The following is a 13,900-nucleotide window of genomic DNA, read 5'->3' on the forward strand; positions in this document are numbered from 1 at the left end:
GCAAGGGCCCCATGAGAAGGACAGCCGCCCGCTGGGGTGTCCTCTCGGCTGCGCTGCTCGCCCTGGGCACACCGGCCTGGGCAGACCGGCGCCCACCAAGCGAACCTCCCCAGTTCCTCCCGATCGAAGCGGAGTGGTGCCTGGAGCCGGCAGCGACCAGCGGCCCGACGGCATCACCGGTCTGCATTCAGCTGGAGGTGCCCCGCACGTCCAGGCAGTACGCCTGGGGACTGATGCGGCGCCCCCCCCTTGGCCCCCGGCGCGGCATGTGGTTCGGCTTCGAGCCGGCCGCCCCGCTGAGCTTCTGGATGCACCAAACCCTCGTTCCCCTCGACATGGTGTTCCTGCGCGGCGGACGGGTGATCGCCATCGAGGCCTCCGCCGCCCCCTGCCCCAGCCTGCCCTGCCGCAGCTACGGCCCGGGCCAGCCCGCCGACGGGGTGGTGGAGCTGGATGGGGGCGAGGCGGCCAGGCTGGGAATCACCATCGACACCCCGGCGAAGATCCGTGTGCTCCCGGTCACGGGTCGATCGGCCCCAAACCGATGACGGCCCTGCTCCCCTGGGGCACCCGGACCTACGTGATGGGGGTGCTCAACCTCACCCCTGATTCCTTCAGCGACGGCGGACGCTTCGAGAAACCTGCCGCGGCGCTGCGCCAGGCCCGGCGGATGGTGGCCCAGGGGGCCGATCTGCTCGATCTGGGCGGCCAGAGCACCCGCCCGGGCGCCCTGGGGATCAATGCCGCCGAGGAAATCGCCCGGGTGCTGCCGGCTCTGGAGCTGATCCGCGCAGCCTTAGCGGATGGCGACGGAAGCATGGAAGGCCCCCTGATCTCCATCGACACCTTCCGGGCCCCCGTTGCCGAGGCTGCCCTGGCGGCGGGTGCCCACTGGATCAATGACGTGAGCGGCGGCCGCCGCGACCCGGAGCTGCTGGCGGTGGTGGCGGCAGCAGGATGCCCCTACGTACTGATGCACAGCCGCGGTGACAGCCAGAACATGGACGGGCTGGCCACCTACGCCGACGTGACGGCGGAGGTGCGCGAGGAGCTGCTGCGGGCCACGGATCGGGCCCTGGCCGCCGGGGTGCGCCAGGAGCAACTGATCTGGGATCCGGGCCTCGGCTTCGCCAAGACCACCGACCACAACCTGACCTTGCTGCGCGGCCTGGCCGCGCTTCGGGCCGAAGGCTTCCCGCTGCTGGTGGGGCCCTCGCGCAAGCGCTTCATCGGCGCTGTGCTGAACGAGCCGCGGCCGCGGGCACGGCTGTGGGGCACGGCGGCGGTCTGCTCTCAGGCGATCTCAGCCGGGGCAGACGTGCTGCGGGTGCACGATGTGGTGCCGATCGTGCAGACCGCCCGCATGGCGGATGCCCTGTGGCGCCGCCCGCTCAGCCCTTGACCCCCTCGATACGGTCTTCGATCTCCTGGTAGATCTCCTGCAGCTGGGCGATGTTCTCCTCGCTCGTTTCCCAGTAGCCGCGGCCGTTCACCTCCAGCAGGGTGCCCACGATGCGGCGGAAGCTGTGGGGGTTGAGCTCCATCAGTCGCTTGCGCATCTCCGCGTCGTTGATGAAGGTGTCGTTGGCCTCCTCGTACACGAAGTTGTCCACCGCGCCGCTGGTGGCACTCCAACCGAGGGTGAAGTTGAGCCGCTTGGCCACCTCCCGCACCCCCTCGTAGCCGGAATTGAGCATGCCCTCATACCACTTGGGGTTGAGCAGCTTGGTGCGCGAATCCAGGCGAATCGTTTCACTCAGGGAGCGCACCTGGGCGTTGGCGGTGGTGGTGTCGGCGATGTAGCTGGTGGGCGCCTTGCCATCGTCCCGCAGACCGGCGATCAGCTTGGTGGGATCACTGTCGAAGTAGTGGCTCACATCGGTGAGCGAGATCTCGGCGGAATCGAGGTTCTGGAAGGTGACATCGGCGGTTTTCATCGCCGATTCGAACACCTCACGGTTCTGGTTCATCTCGCCTGGGTTGTCGGCGTTGAAGGCGAAGGTTTTGCGGGAGAGGTACATCTCCTGCAGTTCCCCTTCCTCCTCCCAGGTGCTGTTCTCCACCGCCAGATTCACGTTGGAGGAATAACTGCCGCTGGCGTTGGAGAACACCCGGGTGGCTGCCTCGCGGAGGCTGATGCCCTGGGCGGCCGCTTGCTCCTTGCTGTGCTTGCGCACGAAGTTCAGCTCCAGGGGCTCATCGGCCTCAGCAGCCATCTTCACCCCCTGATCGATCAGGCCCATCTGGTTGATGAACAGATCGCGGAACACCCCTGAGCAGTTCACCACCACGTCGATGCGGGGGCGGCCCAGCTCTTCGAGCGACAGCAACTCCAGCTTGTTCACCCGGCCAAGCGAATCGGGCACCGGCTTGACGCCGATGAACCAGAGGATCTGCGCCAGGGATTCGCCGTAGGTCTTGATGTTGTCGGTACCCCAGAGCACGCAGGCGATCGTTTCAGGCCAGGCCCCCTGCTCGGCCTTCTGGCGCTCGATCAGCCGGTCCACCACCACCTTGGCGGCCGCCACCGCGGCGCGGGTGGGGATGGCCTGGGGGTCGAGGGCGTGGATGTTCTTGCCGCTGGGCAACACGCCGGGGTTGCGGATCGGATCGCCGCCCGGGCCGGGGATCACGTATTCGCCATCGAGGGCCCGCAGCAGGCTCTCCATCTCCATGTCGGCGCAGATCTGCTCCAGGCAGAAGCGCAGATAACCAAACAGCTTGTCGAGCTCCGTAGGGTCCACCGCCGGGAAGCCCGCCGCGCGGCAGGCGCTCAGCCAGGGGCTGGGCAGCCGCACACCGAAGCGCTCCAGCAGCTCGAAGAACCAGCCGAAGGTGCCGCGCAGGTTGACGCGTCCATCGCTGCCGGTGACGGAGCGCACCATCGAGGCCACCGCCTGGCGGCAGGCCTCGGTGATCGTCTGGTTGAGCTCCACGTCGGCGAGCACACCGGCGTCGTTGCTCTTGTAGATGTCGTCGATGGTACGGCCGATGCTCTCGGCCAGCAATGCCGGCAGGCTGCGGTAGCCCTCCTCTTCCCGTTCAAGGGCGGCGATGTTCACCAGGGTGGCGATCGCCTCCTCGGCGGTGGGGGGTTTGCCGATCGTGTGCAGGCCGCAGGGCAGCAGCCGGCTCTCGATCTCCATCAGCTGGCGGTACACCGCCCCCACCACGTCATCGCGGCCACCCAGATCGAGGGCGCTGGCATCGACCTCCGGCAGGGTCACATCCTTGTCGAGGTTGCACTGGCGCGCCGTTTCCACCAGCGCATTAACGATCTGCACACCTCGGCTGCTCTCGCGCAGCTGCTGGTAGGAGCCCACCAGCTCGCCCAGTTCCTTGAGCCCCTTGTAGAGGCCAGCGTTCTCGGCTGGCGGGGTCAGGTAGCTGATCGTGGCGGCGTAACCGCGCCGCTTGGCGATCGTGGCCTCCGAGGGGTTGTTGGCGGCGTAGTAATAGAGGTTGGGTAGGGCGCCGATCAGCGAATCGGGGTAGCAGGTGTCGCTCATGCCCATCTGCTTGCCAGGCATGAACTCCAGGGAGCCGTGGGTGCCGAAGTGCAGCACCGCATCGGCGCCCCACACCTTCTCCAGGTAGGTGTAGTAGGCGGCGAAGCCGTGGTGGGGGCTGGCGCTGCGCGAATACAGCAGCCGCATCGGATCACCCTCGTAGCCAAAGGTGGGCTGCACGCCAACGAAGACGTTGCCGAAGTGGCGGCCGTAGATCAGCAGGTTGGTGCCATCGGAGTTGAGGTTTCCGGGAGGCTTGCCCCAGTTCTCCTCCAGTCGCTCGGAATAGGGGGTGAGGCGCTCGTACTCCTCGACGCTCATGCGGTGGGCGATCGCCAGTTCGGGGGCCCCCACCAGCGCCTCGGGGTCATTGATCACCGCCTCCATCAGCGCCTTGGCGTCGCGTGGCAGGTTCTGCACGTCGTAGCCCTTCTTTTTCATTTCCTCGAGCACCCGGTGGATGGAGCCGAACACATCCAGGTAGGCGGCGGTGCCCACGTTGCCTTTGTCGGGCGGGAAGCTGAACACGGTGATCGCCAGCTTCTTATCGTGCCTGGGCTTGGTGCGCAGCGAGGCCCAGCGGATCACCCGCTCGGCGATCGCTTCCACCCGGTCCTGCAGGGTGTGGGCCTTGCCGGTGGCGTCGTCGCGCCCCGACAGCACGATCGGCTCGATGGCGCCATCGAGTTCAGGAATGGCGATCTGCAGGGCAACCTGCACCGGGTGCAGCCCCAGGTCGCTCTCCTCCCACTCCTGGGTGGTCTGGAACACCAGCGGCAAGGCCACCATGTAGGGCCGGTTGAGCTTCGAGAGCGCCTCGATGGCGCGGGGGTGGTCCTGGCGGGCCGGGCCGCCGATCAGGGCGAAGCCGGTGAGGCTCACCACCCCATCCACCAGCACCTGCTCGGGGTTGAGCGGGTCGTAGAAGAAGGCGTTCACGGGCTTGGAGAAATCCAGGCCGCCGCAGAACACCGGGATCACGGTGGCCCCGCGGTATTCGAGCTCCTGGATCACGGCCACGTAGTGGGCCTCGTCGCCGGTGACGATGTGGCTGCGCTGCAGCACCAGGCCGATCACCGGACCGCCCCTGGCCTTCTCACTGAGGTCGGCGCGGCTGGCACTCCAGTTCAGGTATTCCTTGAGGTCCTCGAACATCCCCGGCGCCAGGGGGTGCCAGATGCCCAGGTCCGGGAACACCACCGGTTCGGCCACCTGCAGCGCGGGCCGATCCGTGTCGCCGCGGGGGAATACGTACTTGTCGGCCAGCATCAACAGGAAGTTGCGCAGGTTGTCCGGCGTGCCGCCCAGCCAGTACTGGAAGCTGAGCATGAAGGAGCGAGCGTCCTGCGCCTTCTCCACCGGCAGATACTTGAGAACCGTGGGCAGGGTGTTGAGCAGTTTCAACATCGCGTCCTGGAAGCCGGCGCCATTGGCCTCCTTCCGCTTCTTCATGAAGTTGGCGATGGCGCTCTTGCTCTGGCCCAGCTGGGCCATTGAGAACGTGCCGAGCTTGTTGAGCCGCATCACCTCCGGCATGGAGGGGAACACCACCACAGCCTTGAGCCGATCGCGGTGGGGCGCCACCGCCTCCACCACCTTCTGGGCGAGGTCTTCGATGAAGATCAGCGAGGCGATGAACACATCGGCTTCGGCCACATCGGCGCAGAAGGCGGCGTAGTTCTCCGGATCGCGCAGCTCCTCGATCAGGTAGCCGCACAGCTCCACTGCCAGGGAGGGGTTGTGCTCGTTGAGGCTGACCGCCGCCGTGGTGAGCGCATTCTGGTACTGGGGCTCCAGCACCACGTACACAGCCTTCATCACGGGGCGGCCCTCGCTGCCGGCGGGGAGGGCGCAATCGGCAGGGCTGACCCGGCGGCTGGCGGAGCGGACCTGCGTGAACATGGGCGCTGGGGTGGTTGAGCAATGTGAAGCAGCTTACGAAGGTTGCTGTGGGGGCGAGGGTTCTGGAGCGAAGGCTTAACAGCTTCCAGTGGCCGGTGGCCATAGGCTCGGCCCACCTCAGCTGAGCGAGCCCCGCCATGACCGCCTCCCTGGGGGACCCCGCCCCGCCGGCCGATCCCGGCCAGCCGACTGCGCCGATCGCCGTGGTCGTGGCCGGGGCCCTCGGCCGCATGGGCGCCGAAGTGGTGAGGGCTGTCCTGGCCGCGCCCGACTGCCGCCTGGTCGGGGCGATTGACACCACGGCGGGGAAGGAAGGGCTCGATCTGGGGCTGGAGCTGGGGCTGGGGGAGCTGGAGGTGGCGATCAGCGCCGACCTGGAGGGCACCCTCTGCCAGGCCAGCCAGGCGGTGCGCAGCGAGCCGGCCGGCGCGGTGCTGGTGGATTTCACCCACCCCAAGGTGGTCTACGAGCACACCCGGGCGGCGATCGCCTACGGGGTACACCCGGTGGTCGGCACCACCGGCCTGAGTCCTGGCCAGCTGGCCGATCTGGCCGCCTTTGCCGACAAGGCCGGCATCGGCGGCGCCGTGATCCCCAACTTCTCCGTGGGCATGGTGCTGCTGCAGCAGGCCGCCGCCGCCGCCGCCCGCTTCTACGACTTCGCCGAGCTCACCGAGCTGCACCACAACCGCAAGGCCGACGCCCCCAGCGGCACCTGCCTCAAGACCGCCGAACTGATCGAGGAGCTGGGCAAGAGCTTCAACACCCCCCAGGTGGAGGAGCACGAAACCCTGGCGGGCTGCCGCGGTGGCCGGCGGGAGAGTGGCCTACGGCTTCACTCCGTGCGCCTGCCGGGCCTGGTGGCCCACCAGGAAGTGATGTTTGGCGCCGCGGGCGAAACCTATACCCTCCGCCACGACACGATCGAGCGCTCCGCCTACATGCCCGGCGTGCTGCTCACGGTGCGGCGGGTGCGGCAACTGAGCGGACTGGTTTACGGCCTGGAGCGGCTGCTCTGAAACCCTTGATCCGATGCTGATCCCCCTCAAGCCCGGAGAACTGCAGCGGCTGATCCCGGCGGTGGCCACGGGCCCCCAGTTCAACGCCTGCAGCGGCGATCCGCGCAAGATCCTCCAGCGGGTACTGATCTCGGTGATCGGCGGGGTGCTCGCCCTGCTGGTGGCCCAGAGCCAGTTCTCCTACCGCTTCGGACCCATCTGGCTGGTGGCGGGTTTCGTGTTCCTGCTCTACATCCTCTGGGGCCCGATCCTCGAGGCCGGCCGCCGCAACGCCACCCTGCGCCGCTACCCAGCGGGGGCGATTTTTGAAGGGGTGGTGGCCGATCTGTTCACCCGCGAGCGGATCGAGCAACGCAATGAACAGGCCGACAAGGCAGGCCGGCTGGAGCTGGTGGAGAACCGGCGCACCTGGCTCTGCCTGGAGTTGGAGGACGACGAGGGGTACCTCGGCCAGGTGCGCTTCCCGATGGACAACAAGCACAAACAGATCCGCAAGGGGATGGCGATCCGCTGCCTGGTGCTGAGCGAGCGCCCTGATTTTTCCAGGATCGGCGCCCTCAGCGATGCCTGGATCCCGGCCCTGAAGCTCTGGGTGGGGGAGTACCCCTACCTGTTGCGGCCGGCCTTCGAGGAGCTCTGCCTGCGGCGGTTGCGCTGATCCCGCCGGCGTTGCGTCACGAAGCAGGCGCGGCACCAAGCAGATGCGTTACGAAGCGAAACAATGCGTTACAATTTCTTTATCCCCCCTACGAGGCATCCATGGCTCAAGCCACCACCGTCGCCCCAGCCGCTGAGCGCGCCGCCATCCGCGGTGCGACCGTCACCACCGAAGATGGCGGCCGCCTCAACGCCTTCGCCACCGAGCCCCGCATGGAAGTGGTGGCTCCCGAGCAGGGCTGGGGCTTCCATGACCGGGCCGAAAAGCTGAACGGCCGCATGGCCATGCTCGGTTTCATCGCCCTGCTGGCCACCGAGTTCGCCCTCGGCGGCGAGGCCTTCACCCGCGGTCTGCTCGGCATCGGCTGAGACCGGGCGGCTTCCCGTCCCCCTTCCACCGCCCTTGATCACTCCGTTCACTCCTCAGCCGCAACAGACTTCTGTTGCGGCTTTTGATTGCCTTGCTCCATGGCCCGGACCGGCTTCCGATGAGTTCACCCCTGCTGGCAAGGGTGCAGGGGGCCGGCCCCACCGGAGCCCTTGCCGCCCTTGCCCTCAGCAGCGTGGGCTGGGATGTGGAGCTGGAGGATCCGCTTCCCCCAGCCAAATTGCTGGAGCGCAGCCGCGCCTACGCCCTCTCCCACTCCAGCCGCCTGCTGTTGCAGCGATTGGGCCTCTGGAACGAGCTCGCCCCGGATCTGACCCCGTTTCGCTCCCTGCAGCTCTGCGACCTCGAGCTGGGCGAGCGGGTGCCGATCGACTGCACCGACCTGGGGACAGCCGCCAGGCGGGTCCCGGCCAGCGACGCCGTGGGCTGGATCCTGCAGCACAGGCAGCTGATGGAGCTCCTTCAGGAGCGGCTGCAGGCCGCTCCTGGCATCCGGCTCCTGCTTGGTGGCACGGCCAGGGGCCCAGAACCTGCCGCCCAGGCTGATTTGATCGTGGCCGCCGACGGCTGCCGATCGCCAAGCCGCACCGCCCTGGGGATCGGCTCCTGGCGGCTTCCCTACCGCCAGGCCTGCCTGAGCGTGCAGGTGCGATTGCGCGGATCGGCACCCGACCAGGCCTGGGAACTGTTCCGCGCCCAGGGGCCCTTTGCCGTTCTGCCCCTGGGTGGCGACCACGTTCAACTGGTCTGGAGTGCTCCGGCCGGGCGGCTGCGGGCCCTCGAAGGGCTCGATCCGGCGGCCTTCCTCGACAGCCTGGCCGGCGTCCTGCCGGAAGCGCTGCAGGTCGACGCCCTGCTGGACGCGCCGCGCGCCTTTCCGGTGGCCCTGGAGCTGGCCCATCGCTTCCACAGGGGCAACACCGTGCTGGTGGGGGAAACCCTGCACCGCTGCCACCCGGTCGGTGGCCAGGGCCTGAACCTGTGCTGGCGGGATGTGGGCGAGCTGCGGGTCCAGGCCGAGCGCGTCGCCCGGGGCAGGCTGGCCGTGGCCTCGATCGGCCGGGCCTATGGGCGGCGGCGCTGGGGCGATGTGCTGCTCACCCTGCTGGCCACGGACCTGATGGTGCGGCTGTTCTCCAACCGCCAGCCCCTGCCCCTTGGCCTGCGGCGCCTGGTGCTGGCCCTGTTGCGCCGGGTTGCCCCCCTAAGGCGGCTGAGCCTGAAGGCGATGAGCCTGGGACCTTGCCAGTTGTTCGGCCGCTGGTCAAAGTGAGGCCGCTCCCCCTGGCCCCGGCGTCATGGTGATCAGCACCTCGCCCCAACCGATGCCCCCTTCCGCCCTTGTGAGCTACCTGCGGCGGGAACTGGGCCTCAGTGAGAACGCCCTGGAGCTGGGCGTCAAGCAGGCCCAGCTGGAGCAGGCCCCCCTGCCGGTGATCCTTTGGCGTTTCGGCTTGATCAGCCTGGAGCAGCTCGATCTGGTCCTGGCCTGGCAGGACAGCCAGGACTGACGGTGGCCGTCCCCGGCCAGTGGCTCCCAGGGACAATGTTTCGACCGCAGCCTTACTTAGCTAAGCCCTAAGCTAAGCAAGGCTGATACGAGCTCCTCGTGGTGGAACCCCCCTCCCGACTGCGGTTGGTGAACGTGCACGAGGCCAAGACCCAGCTCTCGCGCCTGATCGATGCCGCCCACGCCGGCGAAACGATCCTGCTCGCCAAGGCCGGCAAGCCCTGGGCCCGATTGGTGCCTCTGGAGCCCCCGCCGCCACGGCGCCTGCCGGGTCGCTTGCGCAGCGGCGCCCCGCTCGCCGATCCCGATGCTCTGCTGCGGCCCCTTGATGGCCATGAACTGGCCCTGTGGGACGACGGGACGCTGCTGCCGCGGCCCCAGCCATGAGCGAGGGCTTCGACGCCGATGACGCCTATTTGCTCGACAGCCACGTGCTGCTCTGGTGGTGGTTTCTGCCGGAGCAGCTCTCCAGCGGCGTGCTGACGCTGCTTCAAGATCCCGCTTCCCGGCTCTGGGTGAGCGCCGCCTCGGTCTGGGAGCTGAGCATCAAGCACCACAGCGGCAAGCTGCCGGACGTGCACGAGGCCTTGGCCGATCTGGAGGGCCTGCTGCAGGCCGATGGTTTGCAGAGCCTGCCGATCCGCCACGCCCATGGGCTGCGGGCCGGTGCCTTTCCCCAGGCCCACCGCGATCCCTTCGACCGGATGCTGGCGGCCCAGGCGGAGATCGAGCGGCTGGTGCTTCTCAGCGCTGATCCTGCCCTGGCCTTGTTTCCCTGCCGCACATTCTGGTGAGCGACTGGGCTTTCACGCCACCGGCGGCGGCACCCTGAGCTGGCTGCGGCCCACCCGCTCAGGCGTAGACGATCAGCGATTCGACGGGATGGTCCCCGGGCAGCCGCTGCCGGCCCCCCAGAGCCGCCAACTCGGCCACGAAGCCGTAGCCGCAGAGCTGGCCGCCTGCCAGCTCCACCAGGCGGGCGCAGGCCGCGGCGGTGCCGCCGGTGGCCAGCAGGTCGTCGACGATCAGCACCCTGGGCGCTCCGGAGAGGGCATCGTGCTGGATCTCGAGCCGATCACTGCCGTACTCAAGGTCGTAGTCGACACCGCGCAGCTCACCGGGCAGCTTGCCCGGTTTGCGCACCGGCACGAAACCCCGCTCCACCACCGTGGCCAGTGCCGTGCCGACGATGAACCCCCGTGACTCGATGCCGACGATCAGGTCGGGCTCCAGCCTCTCGCAGACCACGGCGAGTTGGCGCATCACCTCCCGCCAACCGCGGGGATCACGCATCAGTGGCGTCAGATCGCGGAAGAGGATGCCGGGCTTGGGAAAATCGGGGATCTCGCGCACCAGCTCGCGCAGATCGGGCGCCTGGCGTTGGTCGATCGAGGGGGGGCTGGGCAGCATGGATCAGGAGGGAGCGTGACGGATCGGCTCCGGCACTGGCATCATCGCAGCCATGGCCGATGCCCCCTTGACCAACCCCGAACGCGCCTCCGGGATCTCCCGGCGCGGCCTGGAGCGCCTGGATCTGATGCTGCTCAGCGTGGAGGCCCTGGACCTCAACGGCGGCGAAGCGATGCTGTGGATGGCCGGGCAACTCGGCTTCACCGATCTCTTCCCCAACCGGGTCGAGCTCTGGAAGCGGCGTTGCTTCAACCCGCTGAGGCTGGCCTGTCGCCGCGGTCAACTGAGCGAACCGGAAACCGACGCCCTGATCAACCTGCTCTGCGCCCTGGCGGACCGCCTCTATCCGATGCTTCGTCAATTGCTCTCCTCGGCGGAACCCGCCGCCGTGACGGCCGAGCGCTGGGGGCTGTTCCAGAAGAGGCTGGAGGAGCTGGTCCGAGAGCGGCTCAATCCCCGCCGCGGTGGCGTTCAGAAGCTGCTCGACCCCACCGCCGGACCGCCCCTTCGGCTCCAGCTGATCCAGGGCCTGGCCTTCGGGGCCGGGACAGGAGGCTTCGATCGCCTCAAGGCCAGCCTGATGGATGCCACAGCATGAAAGTGAGCCTCCGCTTCGAGCAAACCAGTTGCCGGCTCAGGCTCGACGGCCTGCCGGACCTCTCGGCCGGCCAGGGCCCGGAGGTGATCGGCATTCTTTCCGGCTGGCAACTAGCCCTGGCCGGCCACACCGAACTGGAGGGGAAACGGGAGCACCTGGAGGCCCTGCTGCAGGTGGTCCTCCCCTACACCCGACATCTGGTCAGCGGGGTGCCGCGCCGGTTCGGTGCCGAGGGAAACCCGGTTCAGATCGAGCCGGTGGCGGAGAACGGCAGCCCCACCCGCCATCGCCTGCGCCTGTTCAGCAGCCAGCCCGACACGCCCCCCCTGGAATTGCGGTTCGACGACGCGGAACTCTCCGACCTGGTCCGCTGCCTCGACCAACTGCGACTGGATCCCCGCGTGCAGCTGGGCTTCAGCCTTCCTCCGGAGCGACCCCTGCCGCGACGGGAGATTCTGGAGCGCATTCCCCTGCGCCAGCGGCTGTTCTCCCCCGTGGCGGCGGCAACGGCCCTGGCGATCACCGCTTCGATCGGCCTGATGGTTCCGGTTCCCCGGCGGCCCACCGCCCCGAGCATCAGCCCTTCGGCCACGCCCGCAGCACCGCTCAGCCCGCCGCTGCGCAATCCTTGAACCCGGCCATCGCTGCCGCAGCGTTGACGATCCTTCCTCCGGGGCCAGACTCTTGCCAGGGGCCCAGGGCTCCGGGTCCATCCGGAAATCACGATGACGAGGAGCTGGTCGGAATTGCGGCGGCGTGTCAATCGTCTGGGGGCCTGCCTGGATGTGGTGGTGCGCAGCGATCCGGAGGTGTGCGGACTGAGCGGCAAGGATTTCCACCTCTCGCTGCACCACGGCGGCCAGGGCGACTGCACGGTGGAAGGTCTCAGCCTGGTGGACTGCCCCAATGAACTGGTGCTGATCGAGTTCGAGCGCTGGATGCGGGGCGCCGGCTACACCCTTGACACCTGATCGATGCTGGGCATCTGATCGAAGACCGATGGGAAAGGCGCGACGCTGGGGGAAGACACGATGAACCGCCTCAGCGAGCCGGGTTTCAAGCCCCTTCCCCCCCGGAAGGTGTTTCGCAAGCGCCGCAGCCGAGCCCCCTGGCGGGAGGCCCTGTTTGCTCTGCTCAACATGGCCGTCGGCATTGGGGTGCTGGTGGCGTTGCTGCAGTTACCTGCCCGGCTCGACTCGCTGCTGGTGGTCAGCAAGGTGATCAGCACCCTGCTCAAGGCGCTCTCCCGGATCGGCGAGGGCCTGGCACTGCTGGCCGCCGGGCTCGCTCAGACCTTCGGCATCCTGCTGGTGGTGGGTCTGGCGATCGCGGCCCTGCTGCTGCTCGCCAATGGTGTCTTCAGGATCCTGCGGCTCGGCATCCCCGGGCTGGGCGGGGTGCTGGAGCTGCCTACCGAGCTGGCGCGCCTGCTCCTGTCCTTCGTGCGAATCCGCAAGCCCTAGCGGCGCGGTGCCAGGGATCGGCGCACGGCCCAGAACTCCTCGAGGGTGACGCGGCCATTGCGGTCGAGGTCCACGTTGCTGAAGTTCTTCGCCAGCCAGGGGAACGCGGCCGCCTCCGCCTGGCTCAGCTCGCCATTGCCATCCCGGTCGGCGCCGTGGAAGCTCTTGCGCAGCCGTTCACCGAGGTAGTGGTTGTTGGCCGGGGCCAGATCCTGGGGCAGCAGAAAGCCCCGGCGGGGGGCATCGAGCCGCTCGAAATTCATCTCCAGAAACGGGTGACCCTTCGATTCGCCCGGGCTGATCCGGCCATCCCCGTTGCGATCGATCCGGCGAAACCAGCCCTCCAGGCGCTTCTCATAGCTGTTCAGCAGGCTGGAATCCTGGGCGAGCGCGGGCCCGGCGGCCAGGCCGCCGATCAGGAGCACCGTCGCCAGCTGGATCGCCAACGCCACAACGCCGCCGGTGCCGGCTCGGCGCCAGAACCGCTCGCGGAGGTGGAGGCAGGGGGGAACACACGCCATCGGCTCACCCTATGGAGTGCGGATCAGAACCTCGGGGCGCCGACGGGTGCGGGCGCGGCCAATCCGTGACCGGATCCCACTGGCGGCGATGGCAGTCACCCTTGGACAACCACGGCCGGTCCCGATGGCGGGATGGGGCACGCTGGCTGCCCTGCGCCGCTCCATACAGTTCAGGCAGTGAAGCGGTCCCCCTTGCCATGAGCCGAGCTCACACGATCTGGGTGGTGGATGACGATCCGGAGCTGCGGCAGCTGCTGGGCACCCACCTCACCGACCAGGGCTACGAGGTGCGCTGCCTGACCGACGGCCGGCAGCTGATGGCCCGGCTGGAGTTCCAGCGCCCCGATCTGCTCGTACTCGACCTGATGCTGCCGGGGGACGACGGTCTGACCCTGCTGCGCCGCCTGCGCGACGGCAGCGACGACCTGCCGGTGGTGATGCTCACCGCCAGGGCCGAAGCGGTGGACAGGATCATCGGTCTGGAGCAGGGCGCCGACGATTATCTGGCTAAGCCCTTCCTGCCGCGGGAGCTCACGGCCCGGATCGAAGCGGTTCTGCGCCGCCGCGGCAACCTTCCGGCCGGTACGCCGTTGGCAGAAGGGGAGGTGGTCCGCTTCGGCGCCAATGCCCTCGATCTGGCCGCCCGCACCCTCGAGCGGGAGGGGCAGCCGGTGACGATCACCAGTGGCGAGTTCAGCCTGCTGGCCGCCTTCGTGCAGCATCCGCACCGCCCCCTGTCGCGGGAGCGCTTGATCGAGCTGGCCCGTGGCCCCGCCAGCGAAACCGACAGCCGCAGCATGGATGTGCAGGTGTCGCGGGTGCGGCGCCTGATCGAGCCCGACCCCAGCCGGCCCCGCTACCTGCAGACGGTCTGGGGCTATGGCTACGTGTTTGTGCCCGACGGCGCCCCGCGGAGCCGTTGA

Annotated in this window: 17 protein-coding genes; 14 read left to right on the forward strand and 3 right to left on the reverse strand. The window is 68.4% G+C overall.

Annotated elements, in window-relative coordinates; genetic code table 11:
* Nucleotides 1–11: 11 nt before the first annotated feature.
* Both KBY66_RS01860 and folP read left to right on the forward strand, forming a co-directional pair.
* Nucleotides 12–548, forward strand: a complete 537-nt coding sequence (locus KBY66_RS01860; RefSeq protein ID WP_255087445.1) for a DUF192 domain-containing protein — start codon at nt 12–14, stop codon at nt 546–548.
* The gene (gene folP, locus KBY66_RS01865; RefSeq protein WP_255087446.1) at nt 545–1,402 is read left to right on the forward strand and encodes a dihydropteroate synthase; all 858 of its coding nucleotides are present in this window, start codon (nt 545–547) and stop codon (nt 1,400–1,402) included. Before KBY66_RS01860 ends, folP begins: the two co-directional genes overlap by 4 nt.
* Here the strand turns inward: folP and KBY66_RS01870 are convergent.
* Nucleotides 1,392–5,411, reverse strand: a complete 4,020-nt coding sequence (locus KBY66_RS01870; protein WP_255087448.1) for a magnesium chelatase subunit H — start codon at nt 5,409–5,411, stop codon at nt 1,392–1,394. The genes folP and KBY66_RS01870 overlap by 11 nt on opposite strands.
* A gap of 137 nt (nt 5,412–5,548) precedes the next feature.
* On the opposite strand from KBY66_RS01870, the gene dapB reads away from it, so the two are divergent.
* The 7 genes from dapB to KBY66_RS01905 all read left to right on the forward strand — a co-directional run bounded on the left by dapB (nt 5,549) and on the right by KBY66_RS01905 (nt 9,779).
* Entirely contained in the window at nt 5,549–6,430 is an 882-nt protein-coding gene (gene dapB, locus KBY66_RS01875) for a 4-hydroxy-tetrahydrodipicolinate reductase (protein ID WP_255087449.1), read from the forward strand.
* Nucleotides 6,431–6,443: 13 nt separating this feature from the next.
* On the forward strand, nt 6,444–7,088 hold the full coding sequence (locus tag KBY66_RS01880; RefSeq protein ID WP_255087450.1) for a hypothetical protein: 645 nt from the start codon (nt 6,444–6,446) through the stop codon (nt 7,086–7,088).
* A 101-nt stretch (nt 7,089–7,189) separates the two neighbouring features.
* Complete coding sequence (locus KBY66_RS01885) at nt 7,190–7,456, forward strand: high light inducible protein (protein ID WP_255087451.1); 267 nt, start codon at nt 7,190–7,192, stop codon at nt 7,454–7,456.
* A gap of 119 nt (nt 7,457–7,575) precedes the next feature.
* Nucleotides 7,576–8,748, forward strand: a complete 1,173-nt coding sequence (locus KBY66_RS01890) for an FAD-dependent monooxygenase (protein WP_255087452.1) — start codon at nt 7,576–7,578, stop codon at nt 8,746–8,748.
* A gap of 25 nt (nt 8,749–8,773) precedes the next feature.
* Nucleotides 8,774–8,986 (forward strand): DUF2949 domain-containing protein, encoded by a 213-nt coding sequence (locus KBY66_RS01895; protein ID WP_255087453.1) that lies wholly within the window; start codon nt 8,774–8,776, stop codon nt 8,984–8,986.
* A gap of 101 nt (nt 8,987–9,087) precedes the next feature.
* Nucleotides 9,088–9,372, forward strand: a complete 285-nt coding sequence (locus tag KBY66_RS01900; protein WP_255087454.1) for a type II toxin-antitoxin system Phd/YefM family antitoxin — start codon at nt 9,088–9,090, stop codon at nt 9,370–9,372.
* Nucleotides 9,369–9,779 (forward strand): type II toxin-antitoxin system VapC family toxin, encoded by a 411-nt coding sequence (locus tag KBY66_RS01905; protein ID WP_255087455.1) that lies wholly within the window; start codon nt 9,369–9,371, stop codon nt 9,777–9,779. Before KBY66_RS01900 ends, KBY66_RS01905 begins: the two co-directional genes overlap by 4 nt.
* A gap of 58 nt (nt 9,780–9,837) precedes the next feature.
* Here KBY66_RS01905 and KBY66_RS01910 read toward each other — a convergent pair whose 3' ends face one another.
* Complete coding sequence (locus KBY66_RS01910) at nt 9,838–10,395, reverse strand: adenine phosphoribosyltransferase (protein ID WP_255087456.1); 558 nt, start codon at nt 10,393–10,395, stop codon at nt 9,838–9,840.
* A 52-nt stretch (nt 10,396–10,447) separates the two neighbouring features.
* Between KBY66_RS01910 and KBY66_RS01915 the strand changes: the two genes are divergently transcribed.
* The 4 genes from KBY66_RS01915 (at nt 10,448) to KBY66_RS01930 (ending at nt 12,456) form a co-directional block, all read left to right on the forward strand.
* Nucleotides 10,448–10,993, forward strand: coding sequence for a DUF3038 domain-containing protein (locus tag KBY66_RS01915; protein WP_255087457.1), 546 nt, complete (start codon nt 10,448–10,450; stop codon nt 10,991–10,993).
* A complete protein-coding gene (locus tag KBY66_RS01920) occupies nt 10,990–11,625 on the forward strand; it encodes a DUF4335 domain-containing protein (protein WP_255087459.1) in 636 nt (211 codons plus the stop codon). Before KBY66_RS01915 ends, KBY66_RS01920 begins: the two co-directional genes overlap by 4 nt.
* A gap of 93 nt (nt 11,626–11,718) precedes the next feature.
* Nucleotides 11,719–11,964 (forward strand): hypothetical protein, encoded by a 246-nt coding sequence (locus tag KBY66_RS01925; protein ID WP_255087460.1) that lies wholly within the window; start codon nt 11,719–11,721, stop codon nt 11,962–11,964.
* A 60-nt stretch (nt 11,965–12,024) separates the two neighbouring features.
* Nucleotides 12,025–12,456 (forward strand): hypothetical protein, encoded by a 432-nt coding sequence (locus KBY66_RS01930; protein ID WP_255087461.1) that lies wholly within the window; start codon nt 12,025–12,027, stop codon nt 12,454–12,456.
* Here KBY66_RS01930 and KBY66_RS01935 read toward each other — a convergent pair.
* Nucleotides 12,453–12,977, reverse strand: coding sequence for an EF-hand domain-containing protein (locus KBY66_RS01935; protein ID WP_255087462.1), 525 nt, complete (start codon nt 12,975–12,977; stop codon nt 12,453–12,455). The two genes, KBY66_RS01930 and KBY66_RS01935, sit on opposite strands and share 4 nt — an antisense overlap.
* A 197-nt stretch (nt 12,978–13,174) precedes the next feature.
* Here KBY66_RS01935 and KBY66_RS01940 point away from each other — a divergent pair, with 197 nt between their 5' ends.
* Nucleotides 13,175–13,900, forward strand: coding sequence for a response regulator (locus KBY66_RS01940; RefSeq protein ID WP_255087463.1), 726 nt, complete (start codon nt 13,175–13,177; stop codon nt 13,898–13,900).

Origin of the sequence: Synechococcus sp. Tobar12-5m-g, from assembly GCF_024345415.1 — a bacterium.
Taxonomy (GTDB): Bacteria; Cyanobacteriota; Cyanobacteriia; order PCC-6307; family Cyanobiaceae; genus Regnicoccus.

What these genes read in the sequence shown, in the direction of transcription:
- KBY66_RS01860 (WP_255087445.1), top strand. Translation starts at nt 12, where the DNA reads ATGAGAAGGACAGCCGCCCGCTGGGGTGTCCTCTCGGCTGCGCTGCTC.
- folP (WP_255087446.1), top strand. Translation starts at nt 545, where the DNA reads ATGACGGCCCTGCTCCCCTGGGGCACCCGGACCTACGTGATGGGGGTG.
- KBY66_RS01870 (WP_255087448.1), bottom strand. Translation starts at nt 5,411, where the DNA reads ATGTTCACGCAGGTCCGCTCCGCCAGCCGCCGGGTCAGCCCTGCCGAT.
- dapB (WP_255087449.1), top strand. Translation starts at nt 5,549, where the DNA reads ATGACCGCCTCCCTGGGGGACCCCGCCCCGCCGGCCGATCCCGGCCAG.
- KBY66_RS01880 (WP_255087450.1), top strand. Translation starts at nt 6,444, where the DNA reads ATGCTGATCCCCCTCAAGCCCGGAGAACTGCAGCGGCTGATCCCGGCG.
- KBY66_RS01885 (WP_255087451.1), top strand. Translation starts at nt 7,190, where the DNA reads ATGGCTCAAGCCACCACCGTCGCCCCAGCCGCTGAGCGCGCCGCCATC.
- KBY66_RS01890 (WP_255087452.1), top strand. Translation starts at nt 7,576, where the DNA reads ATGAGTTCACCCCTGCTGGCAAGGGTGCAGGGGGCCGGCCCCACCGGA.
- KBY66_RS01895 (WP_255087453.1), top strand. Translation starts at nt 8,774, where the DNA reads ATGGTGATCAGCACCTCGCCCCAACCGATGCCCCCTTCCGCCCTTGTG.
- KBY66_RS01905 (WP_255087455.1), top strand. Translation starts at nt 9,369, where the DNA reads ATGAGCGAGGGCTTCGACGCCGATGACGCCTATTTGCTCGACAGCCAC.
- KBY66_RS01910 (WP_255087456.1), bottom strand. Translation starts at nt 10,395, where the DNA reads ATGCTGCCCAGCCCCCCCTCGATCGACCAACGCCAGGCGCCCGATCTG.
- KBY66_RS01915 (WP_255087457.1), top strand. Translation starts at nt 10,448, where the DNA reads ATGGCCGATGCCCCCTTGACCAACCCCGAACGCGCCTCCGGGATCTCC.
- KBY66_RS01920 (WP_255087459.1), top strand. Translation starts at nt 10,990, where the DNA reads ATGAAAGTGAGCCTCCGCTTCGAGCAAACCAGTTGCCGGCTCAGGCTC.
- KBY66_RS01925 (WP_255087460.1), top strand. Translation starts at nt 11,719, where the DNA reads ATGACGAGGAGCTGGTCGGAATTGCGGCGGCGTGTCAATCGTCTGGGG.
- KBY66_RS01930 (WP_255087461.1), top strand. Translation starts at nt 12,025, where the DNA reads ATGAACCGCCTCAGCGAGCCGGGTTTCAAGCCCCTTCCCCCCCGGAAG.
- KBY66_RS01935 (WP_255087462.1), bottom strand. Translation starts at nt 12,977, where the DNA reads ATGGCGTGTGTTCCCCCCTGCCTCCACCTCCGCGAGCGGTTCTGGCGC.
- KBY66_RS01940 (WP_255087463.1), top strand. Translation starts at nt 13,175, where the DNA reads ATGAGCCGAGCTCACACGATCTGGGTGGTGGATGACGATCCGGAGCTG.